6 protein-coding genes are annotated in these 14,248 nt (G+C 69.4%); 1 reads left to right on the top strand and 5 read right to left on the bottom strand.

What is annotated here, in order from left to right; all coding sequences use genetic code 11:
- The first annotated feature begins 93 nt into the window (after window positions 1-93).
- Window positions 94-984, top strand: coding sequence for a beta-lactamase transcriptional regulator PenR (gene penR / locus E9536_RS18940; protein WP_021158802.1), 891 nt, complete (start codon window positions 94-96; stop codon window positions 982-984).
- A 499-nt stretch (window positions 985-1,483) separates the two neighbouring features.
- Here the strand turns inward: penR and E9536_RS18935 are convergent, their stop codons facing one another.
- The 5 genes from E9536_RS18935 to E9536_RS18920 all read right to left on the bottom strand — a co-directional run bounded on the left by E9536_RS18935 (window position 1,484) and on the right by E9536_RS18920 (window position 14,060).
- Entirely contained in the window at window positions 1,484-1,735 is a 252-nt protein-coding gene (locus tag E9536_RS18935) for a hypothetical protein (RefSeq protein ID WP_006482135.1), read from the bottom strand.
- 96 nt (window positions 1,736-1,831) lie between these two features.
- Window positions 1,832-4,054: an amylo-alpha-1,6-glucosidase gene (locus tag E9536_RS18930; RefSeq protein WP_027789590.1), complete on the bottom strand. Its 2,223-nt coding sequence runs from the start codon at window positions 4,052-4,054 to the stop codon at window positions 1,832-1,834.
- Window positions 4,055-4,212: 158 nt separating this feature from the next.
- Entirely contained in the window at window positions 4,213-12,819 is an 8,607-nt protein-coding gene (locus E9536_RS18925) for an autotransporter-associated beta strand repeat-containing protein (protein WP_136470388.1), read from the bottom strand.
- Window positions 12,820-13,191: 372 nt separating this feature from the next.
- Complete coding sequence (locus E9536_RS41465; protein WP_168799539.1) at window positions 13,192-13,374, bottom strand: hypothetical protein; 183 nt, start codon at window positions 13,372-13,374, stop codon at window positions 13,192-13,194.
- Window positions 13,371-14,060 (bottom strand): YdcF family protein, encoded by a 690-nt coding sequence (locus tag E9536_RS18920; protein WP_059698253.1) that lies wholly within the window; start codon window positions 14,058-14,060, stop codon window positions 13,371-13,373. The genes E9536_RS41465 and E9536_RS18920 overlap by 4 nt, the downstream gene beginning before the upstream one ends.
- Window positions 14,061-14,248: the final 188 nt, after the last annotated feature.

Raw genomic sequence — 14,248 nt, 5'->3', positions numbered from 1 at the left:
TAGTGAAAACGGCCGGCCGCCGAGACAGCACTATCGTGACTTTACGGTTGCCTGACAAGCAACGATAATTGAGCGCTGACAAAAGAAAATCTTATGACCAAGCTCCGCCCTCATCTTCCGCTCAATGCCCTTCGCGCGTTCGAATCGTCGGCGCGCCACCTGAACTTCACGCGCGCCGGCCTCGAGCTGAGCGTGACCCAGGCTGCGGTCAGCCAGCAGGTGCGTTCGCTCGAGGAGCGGCTCGGCTGCACGCTGTTCACGCGGCTGCCGCGCGGCCTCGGGCTCACCGACGAGGGGCGCGCGCTGCTGCCCGTGCTGAGCGACGCGTTCAGCCGCATCGAGACGGTGCTCAAGCAGTTCGACGGCGGGCGCTTCCACGAGGTGCTGTCGCTCGGCGTCGTCGGCACCTTTGCCATAGGCTGGCTAATGCCACGATTGAAGCAGTTCGGCGATACGCACCCGTTCGTCGAGCTGCGGCTGCGGACCAACAACAACGTCGTCGATCTCGCCGCCGAGGGCCTCGACTTCGCGATCCGCTTCGGGGAAGGTAGCTGGCCGGCGACGCGCAACGAGCACCTGCTCGACGCGCCGCTCACCGCGCTGTGCGCGCCGGACATCGCGCGACGCCTCGCGCAACCGGCCGATCTCGCGAACGAAACGCTGCTGCGCTCGTACCGCACCGACGAATGGCTCGGCTGGTTCGACGCCGCGCAGCTCGCGCCATGGGCGGTCAACGGGCCCGTGTTCGATTCGTCGCGGCTGATGGTCGAGGCCGCGATGCAGGGCGCGGGCGTCGCGCTCGCGCCGGCATGCATGTTCGTACGCGAACTGCAGCTCGGCCTGCTCGCACGGCCGTTCGACGTCGACGTGCGCGCCGGCGGCTACTGGCTCACCTCGCTGAAGTCGAAGCCGCTCACGCCGGCAATGACGCTCTTTCGCGACTGGATCGTGGCCGAAGCAGCCGCCGCGGCGCAGGCCGAATGACACGGCCCCGCTTGTCCACAGAAAGTGTTGGCAAGGATGTGGATATCCTGGGTACCCGGGGCCTAAGCCGTTGATCGCGCACGAATTAGCGTGCGGACGCAGACATCGGGCAGCCCGTGTGCACGGGCTTCGCGAGCGGGCCCCTCGGAGGCCCGATCCTCAACTGTCGCGACGCAATCGATTGCGAGTTATCCACAGAATATGTTGGCAAGCCTGTGGATATCCCGCCGATGCGGCGCGTAACACGCTGATACAAAAGGGGATTCGATACAAGGACCTTGCGCGGTCAACCGTGTGGCACCGCACGCGCTTTCGCACGGCATGCGCCGCACCTCCGGCCCGGGGCCGGACGGTTCTCCACAGATTGTGTTGGCAAGCTTGTGGATATCCTGCGCATCGGCCACCTAACTCATTGAGCGCACGGGGGTTTTGTGCTTCGTCTGCAGAATCGGGCAGCGCCGGCGCAGCCCTTTCGGCCAACGCCGGCGCCAGCCGCGCATCAATGCCGGTCAAGCCCGCCGCGCAGTTCGCTCGCCTTGTCGCGCAGCGCCTCGTAACCCGAGCGCGCATGCTCGGGCAGGTCGGGATCGCCGATCAGCGCGCCGAGCGTTTCGATCAGGCTGAACAGAATGCCTTTCGCCGCGCCGACCGCGATGCTCTGCGATTCGATCGACTTGTGCAGGTGGTCGACCGCCGCTTCCAGATTCTCGAGCTTGTGCTCGCCGTCGTCGGGCCGGTTGTCGGTCGTCATCGTCTACCTCCGCCATCGTTCAAGGGTCATGTCACGATTCTATGCCGCGTCGCGCGAACGTGGCGCGACATCGCGCAACGTTCGCGCGGCACCGCGCTACAGCACCGCGACCACCTTCACGCGGCCCGGCTGCTCCGCCGACGCGACGACCTGGCCGTCGACGCGGCGGAACGTGAGCGACACGGTTTCGTCACCGACGCGCAAAGCGTCGATCCGCAGCCAGTCGACGCCTTCCGGCAGCATCGGGCGCTCGACGCGCACCTCGTGACGCGACGCGTCGATGCTCACGCCGAGGCAGGCCTGCAGCATCATGAACGGCGCGCCCGCCGCCCACGCTTGCGGCAGGCAGGCCACCGGATACGCGGTCGGCGGTTCGCCGCGCCGGCGCGGAAACCCGCAGAACAGCTCGGGCAGGCGCATCTCGAAACTCACCGCCGCCTCGAACAGCGCGCGCAGCAGGTTCACCGCGGCCGTCTTGTCGCCGTAGCGCGCGAGGCCGCGGGCGATCAGCGCATTGTCGTGCGGCCACACCGAGCCGTTGTGATACGCCATCGGGTTGAAGCGCGGCTGGCCGGCGGCCAGCGTGCGGATGCCCCAGCCGGTCTGGAACAGCGCCGAGCCGAGCACGCCGGCAACCGCCGCGCCGCGCTCGGCGTCGGGCAGCCCGAACGCGAGCAGGTGGCCCGCGTTCGATGCGAACACGCGGCACAGGTCGCCATGACCGTCGAGCGCGATGCCGTAGAAATCGCCTTCCGGCATCCAGAACAGCGCGTCGACCTGCTCGCGCAGCGCCTTCGCGCGCAACGCATAACGCGTGGCGTCGGCCGCGTGGCCGCGCCGGTACGAGCACATCGACATCGCATCGAGCGCCGCGCACGCATACGCCTGCACTTCGACGAGCGCGATCGGCCCGTCCGGAAAGCGGCCGTCCGCATGGAACACCGAATCGTGGCTGTCCTTCCAGCCCTGGTTCGCGAGGCCACGCTCCGACGTGCGCTGGTAATCGAGCAGTCCGTAAGGATTGCGGTCGCACTTGTCGATCACCCATTGCGCGGCGCGCTCGAGCGCGGGCCACAGTTCGTCGATCAGCGCATCGTCGCCGGTGCGTTCGACATACGCGCCCGCGAGCACGATGAACAGCGGCGTCGTATCGACACCGCCGTAGTACAGCGCGAACGGCACCTCACCCGTCGCGGCCATCTCGCTGCGGCGGAACTCGTGCATGATCTTGCCGGGCTCCGCATCGCGGAACGCGGAAGTCTCGCGCGCCTGGTGCTCGGCCAGGAACCGCAGCACGCCGCGCGCGAGCGACGGCTGCAGCCAGAGCATCTGCAACGACGTGATGACCGCGTCGCGGCCGAACGGCGTCGAGAACCACGGAATGCCCGCATACGGGTACGGCCCCGTGTCGAGCTGCGTCGTGAGCAGCCCGAGATCCGCGAGCGAACGGTCGAGCCACGCATCGAACAGCGGATTGCCGGTGTTCACGCGCGCCATCGATTCGCGCCGCGCGCGCATTTCGCGGTGCACGCCGACGAGCGCGGTGCGCAGCGCAACGCGGCCGCATCCCGGCCCTTCCTCGTGCGCCGGGCCGAGCGTCGCATCGACGGTCAGGTAGATCGACACGCATGCCTGCGCGGCGATCGTCAGCGTGTAGTCGGCACGATCGACCGACAGCGCGTCGGGCGCCGGCGAGAAATGCACGGTCACGTTGCGCTCGACGCTGTCGAGGCCGTCGTAGCGCAGCCGCACCGCGCCCGCGTCGACGCGCGGCGCCACCACGGTGCCGCGCTTCGGGCGCTGCGTGCCGCGCACCTCGAACATGTCCTTGAAATCGGCCGCGAACGACAGCGACAGCGGCACCTCGGCCTCGCTCGAGCCGTAGTTCGTCAGCGTCAGCGCTTCGTAAAGCACGTCGCCCGCGAGCACGCGTATCCGCTCGATGTGGATCACGCCCTCGGGCGTTTCGTGGCCGCCGAGCGGCGGCAGCGGGCGGTTCGTCAGGTGGGCGGTGAACGACGCGTTGTCGGCGCTCGTCGCGCCCGACAGCAGCGACGGCGCGCGGCCGCCGAACGTCAAGCGCCACTTCGACAGCACGCGCATGTCGTCGACGAACAGGCCGTCGTCATGACCGCCGATGTCGCCGAGCGCGTCGCTGACCACGAACGCGTTGCCGGATTTCAGCACGTACTGGTTGTTGCGCGCCAGTGCCTGCGGATCGGCTTCGGGCGCGATGAATGCGGGGCCCGACGCGGGGGTCGGGGCAGTTGGCGCAACCTGCGGCGCCTGGGTCGTCGTGGCTTCGGCGTGATTCGGCATCGATGCTCCTGTGTCGAGCGCGACGCGCGTGGCGCGCCGCGTGGTTCGCACAGGATAGGACAGAACGGGGAACGTGCGCAGCGACGCAAAGAGCGCGACGCCAGGCGACGACGTTGCCGTCGCCGCCTGGCGTCGCTTACAGGCACTTCAAATGCGGATCAGAATTTCCACAGTATGTTGCCGAGGATGGCGTTGTCGCGCACGCCGCTGCCGTACTGGCCGCTGTACGTGAGGCCGAGCGTCAGGCGCTTCGTGATGTTCGCGTCGATGCCGGCCTCGAGTACGGCGCTGTCGCGGGCAATCGGCACGCCCGACACCTGGAACGACGTGCCGCCGTTCGCGAACGTGAACGCCGACGACGGCCGCACGTTGCCGAACGCATGCCGCCAGCCGACCGTCCCGCGCGCGGTGAACGTGCCGCTCCCGATCGAGCCGAGCTGCGACGCCGCGCGCAAGCCGAGCGTCGAGAAGCCGACGTGGGTCGTCTCGCCGCCGGCGCGCAGTGCGGCCGCGCCACCCGTTTCCGTATACCCGTCGGTATGCAGGTTCACATACGCGAGGCCCGCGAACGGTTCGATCGCCACGGGCCCGACCGGCAGCGCGTAGCCGACTTCGCCGAACACCTGCGCCGAATTCGCGTCGTAACCGGCCGAATCGTGATCGGAGAAGCCCGCGAAGCCCGGATTGCGGTCGCTGTTGATCCGGTACCACGTGTACGACGCGCCGCCGCGCACGCCGAGCGCACCGTACTGCGCGCCGCCGTACAGCGACAGGTAGTAGCTGTTCACCGACGCCGACGAACTCTGGGCGTTGTCGAGCGAGCTGTGCGTGACGCCCGCGGCCAGACCCGCACGCCACTTGTCGTTGAGCGCCATGTCGGCACCGGCGATGAAGCCCGTCATGCTGCGGTTGATCGTCGACGCGTTGCCGTCGCCGGTGAGCCGGCTGCGGCCGCCGAACGCCTGCCCCCAGACCACCGGTTGATAAGACGTGCCGCCGTAGCAGCCCTCGCGCGAGCCGATCCGGCGTTCCGGCGGCAGCGTCGGGTCGACCGCGCCGGCCGTGTTGTCGCCGCACAGCGCGGCGCCGCCCGACGACAGCGCGGCGAGCGGGCCCGATCCGGGCGCGAGGCCCTGGCGGACGCGATCGGTCACCGCGTCGCGCACGTAGCGGCTGTCGAGCAGCAGCATGCTCTTCAGGCTCGCCTGCAGTTCGCCGTCGAGCAGCCCGTATGCGCGGCGCGCGGTCGGCACGTCGGTCGTCAGGACTGCGTCGTACAGCGGGTTGCCGGCGCCGAGCCCGCCGAGCGCGGCCGCGACCGCGCGCTGGTTGGGCGTCGTCGCGACGTCGGGCAGCGACGTGCCGTTCTGGATCAGTCGCAGGTACACGTGATTCGGGTCGTAGCTGAGCGTCGGCATCAGGAACGCATAGTTCGCATTCACCTGGCTGAACGCGCCCTGCACGCCCGATGCCGCGGTCACGATCGTGTAGGTCGTGCTCGGCTGGTAGCCACTCTGGTTCGCGAGCACCTGCACGGTGCCGCCGTTCAGCGTCGCCGTGCCGCCCGCCGCAAGGCTGCCGCTTTGCTGCGGCGAAGCCGCGACCTGGAACGTCGAGCCCGGCTGGAACGTGACGTTGCCGCCCACGTTCAGCGCCGCGCCCGGCTGCGACGCGGCCGCCGTCGCGCCGCCCTGCACCACGAGGCCGCCGATCGTGCCGGTGCCCGTGACCGTCGCGCCGTTCTGCACGGTGACGGTCGACTGGCCGAGCGACCCGTTGACGGCGAGCGTGCCCGCGCTGACCGTGGTCGGCCCGCTCAAGGTGCTGGTGCCCGTCAACGTCAGTTGCCCGCTGCCGGCCTGCGTCAGCGAGCCCGCACCGGACAGCACGCTCGCAATCGTCACGTTGCCGGATTGATTGACGATCAGCGCACCGTTGTCGACGACATTGCCGGCGATGCTGCCCGACGTGCCGCCGTTGCCGAGTTGCAGCGTGCCGCCGGCCGCGATCGTGGTGCCGCCCGTGTACGTGTTCGCGCCCGTCAGCGTCTGCACACCGGTGCCGGCGATCGTCACGCCGCCCGCTCCGCCGATCGTCCCGCCGAACGTGCCGTTGCCGCTGCCGTTCAACGTCAGCGCATTGGCGCCAAGATTGATCGTCGCGCCGGTCGCACCGTTCAACGTGCCGATCGTCTGCGCGCCCGTCGCGGCGCTTACGTCGAACGTCGCCCCCGTGCCCGCGAGATTCACCGCGCCCGCCGACGCCAGGCTGCCGCCCGCACCCAGCGCCAGCGTGCTGCCGCCGTTGATCGTCGTGCCGCCGGTGTAGGTGTTCGCGCCCGTCAGCGTCTGCGTGCCGCTACCGGCAACCGTCACGCCGCCCGTGCCGCCGATCGTCCCGCCGAACGTGTTGTTGCCGCTGCCGTTCAGCGTCAGCGCATTCGTGCCGAGGTTCACGTTCGTGCCGCCCGCGCCGGTCAGCGCACCGATCGTCTGTGCGCCCGTCGCGGCGCTTACGTCGAACGTCGCACCCGTGCCCGCGAGATTCACCGCGCCCGCCGACGCCAGGCTGCCGCCCGCCCCCAACGCCAGCGTGCTGCCGCCGTTGATCGTCGTGCCGCCCGTGTAGGTGTTCACGCCCGTCAGCGTCTGCGTGCCGGCGCCCGCGAACGTCACGTTGCCCGTGCCGCCGATCGCCCCGCCGAACGTGTTGTTGCCGCTGCCGTTCAGCGTCAGCGCATTCGCGCCGAGGTTCACGTTCGTGCCGGTACCGCCGGTCAGCACGCCGAGCGTCTGCGCGCCCGACGCGCCGCCGAGGTTGAGCGTCGCGCCCGTGCCGGCGAGATTCACCGCGCTGCCCGACGCGAGGCTGCCGCCCGCACCCAGCGCCAGCGTGCTGCCACCGTTGATCGTCGTGCCACCCGTGTAGGTATTCGCACCCGTCAGCGTTTGCGTGCCGGCACCCGCGAACGTCACGCTGCCCGTGCCGCCGATCGCCCCGCCGAATGTCCCGCCGCTTCCGTTCAACGTCAGTGCGTTGCCGCCGAGGTTCACGTTCGTGCCGGTCGCGCCGCTCAGCGCACCAAACGTCTGTGCGCCCGATGCGCCGCTCACGTCGAACGTCGCACCCGTGCCGGCGAGATTCACCGCGCTGCCCGAAGCCAGGCTGCCGCTCGCGCCGAGCGCCAGCGTGCTGCCGCCGTTGATCGTCGTGCCGCCCGTGTACGTGTTCACGCCGGTCAGCGTCTGCGTGCCGGCGCCCGCGAACGTCACGCTGCCCGTGCCGCCGATCGCGCCGCCGAACGTGTTGTTGCCGCTGCCGTTCAGCGTCAGCGTATTCGCGCCGAGGTTCACGTTCGTGCCGGTACCGCCGCTCAGCACGCCGAGCGTCTGCGCGCCCGATGCGCCGCCGAGGTTGAGCGTCGCGCCCGTGCCGGCGAGGTTCACCGCGCTGCCCGAGGCCAGGCTGCCGTTCGCACCCAGCGCGAGTGTGCTGCCGCCGTTGATCGTCGTGCCGCCCGTGTACGTATTCGCGCCGGTCAGCGTTTGCGTGCCGGTGCCCGCGTACGTCACGCTGCCCGTGCCGCCGATCACGCCGCCGAACGTGCCGCTGGCCGTCCCGCTCAGCGTCAGCCCGTTCGCGCCAAGATCCACGTTCGTATTCGCCGCGCCGTTCAATGCACCGATCGTTTGCGAGCCCGATGCGCCGCTCAGGTTGAACGTCGCGCCTGCGCCGGCAAGGTTCACGGCACCGCCCGACGCCAGGCTGCCGTTCGCGCCGAGCGCGAGTGTGCTGCCGGCGTTGATCGTCGTGCCACCGGTGTAGGTGTTCGCGCCCGTCAGCGTTTGCGTACCCGTGCCTGCATACGTCACGCTGCCCGTGCCGCCGATCACGCCGCCGAACGTGCCGCTGGCCGTCCCGCTCAGCGTCAGCCCGTTCGCGCCAAGATCCACGTTCGTATTCGCCGCGCCGTTCAACGCGCCGATCGTTTGAGAGCCCGATGCGCCGCTCAGGTTGAACGTCGCGCCTGCGCCGGCCAGGTTCACGGCACCGCCCGACGCCAGGCTGCCGTTCGCGCCGAGCGCCAGCGTGCTGCCGCCGTTGATCGTCGTGCCGCCGGTGTAGGTGTTCGCGCCGGTCAGCGTTTGCGTGCCCGTGCCCGCGTACGTCACGCCGCCCGTGCCGCCGATCACGCCGCCGAAGGTGCCACTGGCCGTCCCGCTCAGCGTCAGCCCGTTCGCGCCAAGATCCACGTTCGTATTCGCCGCGCCGTTCAACGCGCCGATCGTTTGCGCACCCGACGCGCCGCTCAGGTTGAACGTCGCGCCTGCGCCGGCCAGGTTCACGGCACCGCCCGAGGCCAGGCTGCCGTTCGCACCCAGCGCGAGTGTGCTGCCGGCGTCGATCGTCGTGCCACCGGTGTAGGTGTTCGCGCCGGTCAGCGTTTGCGTGCCGGTGCCCGCGTACGTCACGCTGCCCGTGCCGCCGATCACGCCGCCGAAGGTGCCGCTGGCCGTCCCGCTCAGCGTCAGCCCGTTCGCGCCAAGATCGACGTTCGTATTCGCCGCGCCGTTCAACGCGCCGATCGTTTGCGCACCCGACGCGCCGCTCAGGTCGAACGTCGCGCCTGTACCGGCAAGATTCACGGCACCGCTCGACGCCAGGCTGCCGTTCGCACCCAGCGCCAGTGTGCTGCCGCCATTGATCGTCGTGCCGCCCGTGTACGTATTCGCACCCGTCAGCGTTTGCGTGCCGGCACCCGCGAACGTCACGCTGCCCGTGCCGCCGATCGTCCCGCCGAACGCGTGGTTGCCGTTGCCGCTCAGCGTCAGCCCGTTCGCGCCGAGGTTCACGTTCGTGCTGGCCACACCGGTCAGCGCGCCGATCGTCTGCGCACCTGACGCGCCGCTCAGGTTGAACGTCGCGCCCGCACCGGCGAGGTCCACCGTACCGGTCGACGCGAGGCTGCCGTTCGCGCCGAGCGCCAGCGTGCTGCCGGCGTCGATCGTCGTGCCGCCCGTGTAGGTGTTCGTGCCGGACAGCGTTTGCGTGCCCGTGCCGGCCACGGTCAGGCCGCCGGTGCCGCCGATCGTGCCGCCGAAATTGCCGCTGGCGGTCCCGCTCAGCGTCAGGCCGTTCGCGCCGAGGTTCACGGCCGAGCCGGCCACGCCGCTCAGTGCACCGATCGTTTGCGCACCCGTCGCGCCGCTCACGTCGAACGTCGCCCCCACGCCGGCCACGTTCACCGCGCCCGTCGCCGCGAGGCTGCCGCCGGCACCGAGCGCCAGCGTGCCGGTGTTGATCGTCGTGCCGCCCGTATAGGTGTTCGCGGCCGTCAACGTCGTCGTCGCCGCACCGTCCTTCACGAGACCGCCCGCGCCGGCGATGCCGCCGTTCAGCGTGAGCGCGTTGCTGCCGCCGAGCGTCAGCGTCGAACCATTGCCAAGATTGACCGCGTTGTTGACCGACAGGCTCGTGGTCGTGTCGAGCGTCGCCGCGCCGCCAACGTTCAGCGCGCCGGAACCGAGCGCCCCGCCGTTGCCGAGCACGAGGCCGCCGCTGTTCAGGTTCGTGCCGCCCGTATAGGCGTTCGCGCCCGTCAGCGTCTGCGTGCCGGTGCCGGCCAGCGTCAGGCTGCCCGTGCCGCCGATCACGCCGCTGAAGGTGCCGCTGGCCGTCCCGCCCAGCGTCAGCCCGTTGCCGCCCATGTTGACGTTCGTCCCGGCCACCCCCGACAGCGCGCCGATCGTCTGCGCGCTCGTCGCAGCGCTCAGGTCGAGCGCCGCGCCCGCGTTGGCCAGGTTCACCGCGCCGGTCGCCGCCAGGCTGCCGCCCGCGCCCACCGCGAGCGTGCCGGCATTGATCGTCGTGCCGCCGGTGTAGGTGTTCGTCCCCGTCAGCGTCGTGGTCGCCGCGCCGTTCTTCACGAGACCGCCCGCGCCGGCGATGCCGCCGTTCAGCGTAAGCGCGTTGCTGCCGCCGAGCGTCAGCGTCGAACCGTTGCCAAGATCGACCGCGTTGTTGACCGACAGGCTCGTGTTCGTGTCGAGCGTCGCCGCGCCAGCGACGCTCAGCGTGCCCGTGCCGAGCGCCGCATTGTTGCCGAGCACGACACTGCTGCCGCCGTTCAGGTTCGTGCCGCCCGAGTAGGTGCTCGCGCCGTTCAGCGTCTGCGTGCCGGTGCCGGCCAGCGTCAGGCTGCCCGTGCCGCCGATCGCGCCGCCGAAGGTGCCGCTGGCCGTCCCGCCCAGCGTCAGCCCGTTGCCGCCCATGTTGACGTTCGTCCCGGCCACGCCCGACAGCGCGCCGATCGACTGGGCGCCGGTCGCGCCGCTCAGGTCGAGCGCCGCGCCCGCGCCGGCCAGGTTCACCGCGCCGGTCGACGCCAGGCTGCCGCCGCCGCTGATCGCCAGCGTGCCCGCGTTGATCGTCGTGCCGCCCGTGTAGGTGTTCGCGGCCGTCAACGTCGTGGTCGCCGCGCCGTCCTTCACGAGGGCGCCCGCGCCGGAAATGCCGCCGCTCAGCGTGAGCGCATGGCTGCCGCCCAGTGTCAGCGTCGAACTGTTGGCGAGGTTGACGGCGTTGTTGACCGACAGGTTCGCGCTCGTATCGAGCGTCGCCGCGCCGCCGACGGTCAACGCGCCCGTGCCGAGTGCCGAGTTGTTGCCGAGCACCAGGCCGCCCGCATTCAGCGTCGTGCCGCCGGCGTAGTTGTTCGCGCCGGACAGCGTCACGGTCGCCGCGCCGTTCTTCACGAGACCGCCGCCGCCCGAGACCGTGCCGCTCAGGCCGACATCGGCGCTGCCGACGAGCGTGAGCGTCGTGCCGGTGGCGACGTTGACATTGTTCGCGAGCGATACGTTGGCGATCGCATCGAGCGACGACGAGCCGTTGACGTTCACCGCGCCGATGCCGAGCGCCGTATTGCTGCCGACCGCGAGGTTGCCGCCGTTCAGGTTCGTGCCGCCCGTGTACACGTTCGTGCCCGTGAGCGTTTGCGTGCCGCTGCCGGAGAGCGTGATGCCGCCCGCGCCGCCGATCGAGCCGGCGTACGTCGCATTGACGGTGCCGTTCAGCGTCAGCGAATTGCCGCCGAGGTTCACGCTGGTACCGGCCGAGCCCGCCAGCGCGCCGATCGCCTGCGTGCCCGATGCGCCGCCCACGTCGAACGTCGCGCCGGCGCCGGTCAGGTTCACGGTGCCGGTCGAGGCCAGACTGCCGCCCGCGCCCACCGCGAGCGTGCCGCTGTTGATCGTCGTGTCGCCGGTGTAGGTGTTCGCGCCCGTCAGCGTCAGCGTCGCCGCGCCGTTCTTCACGATGCCGCCGTTGCCGTTGATGGTGCCGGCCAGCCCGAGATTGTTGCTGCCGCCGACCGTCAGCGTGGTGCCGTTGGCGAGATTGACGTTGTTGGCGAGCGTCGTGTTCGTACTCGAGTCGAGCGAGGCCGGGCCGTTGACGTTCAGCGCACCGCTGCCGAGCGCCCCGTTGTTGCCGACGACGATGCCGCCGCCGTTCAGGTTCGTGCCGCCCGTATAGCTGTTCGCACCGGTCAACGTCAGCGTGCCGCCGTCGTTCTTCGTCAGCGCGCCGCCGCCCGTCACCGCGCCCGACAGCGTGAGCCCGGTCGCGCCCTGCACCGTCAGCCCGCCCGCGCCGAGCGTCACGGTGTTGCCGACGTTGAGCCCGGCGGTACCCGCCTGCAGCGCGCCGCCGTTGGCCGTGACGTTACCGGTGCCGAGCGACGCGTTGTTGCCGATGATCGCGACGCCGCCCGACAGCGTCGTGTCCTGCGCGGTCGACGCGCCGTTGATCGTCCAGTTGCCGGCCTGGACGTCGACGTGATTGAAGTTGACGTAGTTGTTGACCGCGATCGTGCCGTTCGCGCTGGTGCCCTGCTTCAGGTTGAGCGTGTTGTCGCCGCCCGCGCCGCCGTCGACCGTGCCCGTCGCCGCCACGTTGATCGTGTTCGGGCCGATCGTGATGTTGAACCCGCCGCCGGTGCCGCCCGCCGTATTGACCGACGAGCCCGTCACGGCATTGAACGTGTTGGTGCTGTTCGCGCCCATCGACACGCCGCCGTTGATCGTGCCCGAGTTGGTAAACGTATTGCCCTGGCCGGGCGTGCCGTTCGAGCCGAGCGACACGCGACCGTTGATCGTCCCGCTGTTCGTCATGTTGACCGTGGCGCCGCCGTACGCGGCCACCACGGGCGCGTCCGCGCCGACGAGGGTTGCGCCGACCAGCGGGTTCGAGCCGATCGTGCCGGTGTTGTTGATCGTCGACGTACCGCCCGTGCCGTTCTGGACCGACAGCGCCATGCCCGTCACGCCGCTGATCGCCACGCCGGTCGTGCCGTTCATCGTGCCGTTGTTGGTGACGCTGGTGCCGAGGCTCGCCGATGCATTGCCGATCACCGCACCGCTCGACAGCACGCCGAGCCCGGAACCGAGCGCGGACGGGTCGATCGTGCCGTTGTTGGTCAGTATGGTGTTGTTGCCGGTCAGCGACATCGCGGTGCCGCCGACGCCGAGCAGCACGCCGACGCTCGCACCGGGATTGACGGTGGCGTGGATGTTGTTCGCGCTGTTCGCATAGCTCGGCGCAAGCGGATTGGCGACCCCGGAGCAGGTTACCGTCGTGCCTGCCGTGCTGCAGGTCGCCTGGGCGGGCACGATACCGGCGCCGGACAACGCCAGGAAAACGCCCGTCGGCAACAGCAATCTCGGAAACGGTTCGCCGGCTTTTTTCGAACGCGCAAGATTCATGCTTTCCCTCGTTATTGGAATTGGTATTACCGTGAAATCGAACGGCCGCCAGCATAAAATCGCGGACAAAAGCGTCCGCCCCGGCTGTCGCGATGCGACGTCGGTTAATTCATGGACGAATCTTTAATTGGCCCGGGAAGGCAGGCGTGAAACTAGCCGAATGACATGTCGATGGCCCCTGTTTTTCTGCAGCGATTTTCTGGTTGATTTGATCACCGCCCTGCTTTTGTCAGACAAGGCTATATCAAAAAAACAGGCTTTTCCAGTCGATCTTTTCCCCATTTGATCGAGGTCCGGCGGGCGCGCATTTTTTACTTATCGGAACGCGTCTTACAGGTAAATCCGTATTCCTTTTGCCAATTTCCTGGATATTTATTTACAGCAGCGAAAATAACGCATCCGTGAAAACACCGATATCCACGCGATTATCGCGGCCAGATTTTTTTGCAATGCAATATCTACATGCCCGGAAAGGATCGACGCACGATAATCCACCCGCCGCCATTCATCAGACGAAACGTCCGGCACTTCCAGGGTTACGTCGATGTTCGTCACGCGTCGACCGGAAGACCCGCACCGCGTGACGAAAACAGCCGTATCAGATAAAGCATCGGCCGGAACGAGACGGGCCGCGCATCGGGGTTCACCCACAACCGCACCGCATACACCGCGTAGGCCGGCACTTCGCGCCAGCTCGAATAGATGTCGCGCAACTGGAAACGGGCCGGATACGCGGCGGAGATGTTCGCCCGCGCGATGCCGACACGCTCGAACGCGAGGCGCGCCCGCGCGAGGTGATAGAACTGGCTGACGATCAGCACGCGCGACACACGGTGCGCCTGCAGGTAAGCGAGCGTGTGCTGCGCCGTCGCGAGCGTGTTGTCGCCCTGGTCGTCCACCGCGATCCGGTCGGCCGGCACGCCGCGCGCCACCAGATAGTCGCGCATCGCGGTCGCCTCGTTCAGCCCGGGGCCGTCGATCGCGCCGCTGACCAGGAACGCCGGGCACTGCCCCGTGCGGTAGCAGCGCACGCCGACATCGAGCCTGGCGGCGAGTACGGGCTTCGGCGCGCCGGTCGCGTCGAGCGCATTGCCGAAGATCACGGCAACGTCGGCCGGCTCGCTCGGCATCCGCAGCCCGTGCGCGACGAGCGCAGCGGCTGCGACGATCCACAGGCAGGCAACGATGGCCAGCAGGCGGCCCGTTCGGGCGAAGAAGCCCCGTTTGGTGCGGTTTTTCAAGGTTTTCGGTCTCTCAGGTCGTCGGGCTCAGGCTCGCCGGGCATTTCGGCTTGCCCGGCCCCGCGCGGGCGCGTAACGCTAGCACGGTGCGCGTTCGGGTGTCCACGCGGCGGAACGATGCCGGACGATGGCCGGCCTTCCGGCAAGTCGACCGGAGCAGCGTGCCCGGCGAAGCGGGCAGGCAATTG

It is taken from the genome of Burkholderia sp. LS-044, assembly GCF_004803625.1.
Lineage (GTDB): Bacteria > Pseudomonadota > Gammaproteobacteria > Burkholderiales > Burkholderiaceae > Burkholderia > Burkholderia cepacia.
The sequence above is the reverse complement of the archived record's forward strand: the minus strand, read 5'-3'. Positions and strand labels throughout refer to the sequence as shown.

What these genes read in the sequence shown, in the direction of transcription:
- penR (WP_021158802.1), top strand. Translation starts at nt 94, where the DNA reads ATGACCAAGCTCCGCCCTCATCTTCCGCTCAATGCCCTTCGCGCGTTC.
- E9536_RS18935 (WP_006482135.1), bottom strand. Translation starts at nt 1,735, where the DNA reads ATGACGACCGACAACCGGCCCGACGACGGCGAGCACAAGCTCGAGAAT.
- E9536_RS18930 (WP_027789590.1), bottom strand. Translation starts at nt 4,054, where the DNA reads ATGCCGAATCACGCCGAAGCCACGACGACCCAGGCGCCGCAGGTTGCG.
- E9536_RS18925 (WP_136470388.1), bottom strand. Translation starts at nt 12,819, where the DNA reads ATGAATCTTGCGCGTTCGAAAAAAGCCGGCGAACCGTTTCCGAGATTG.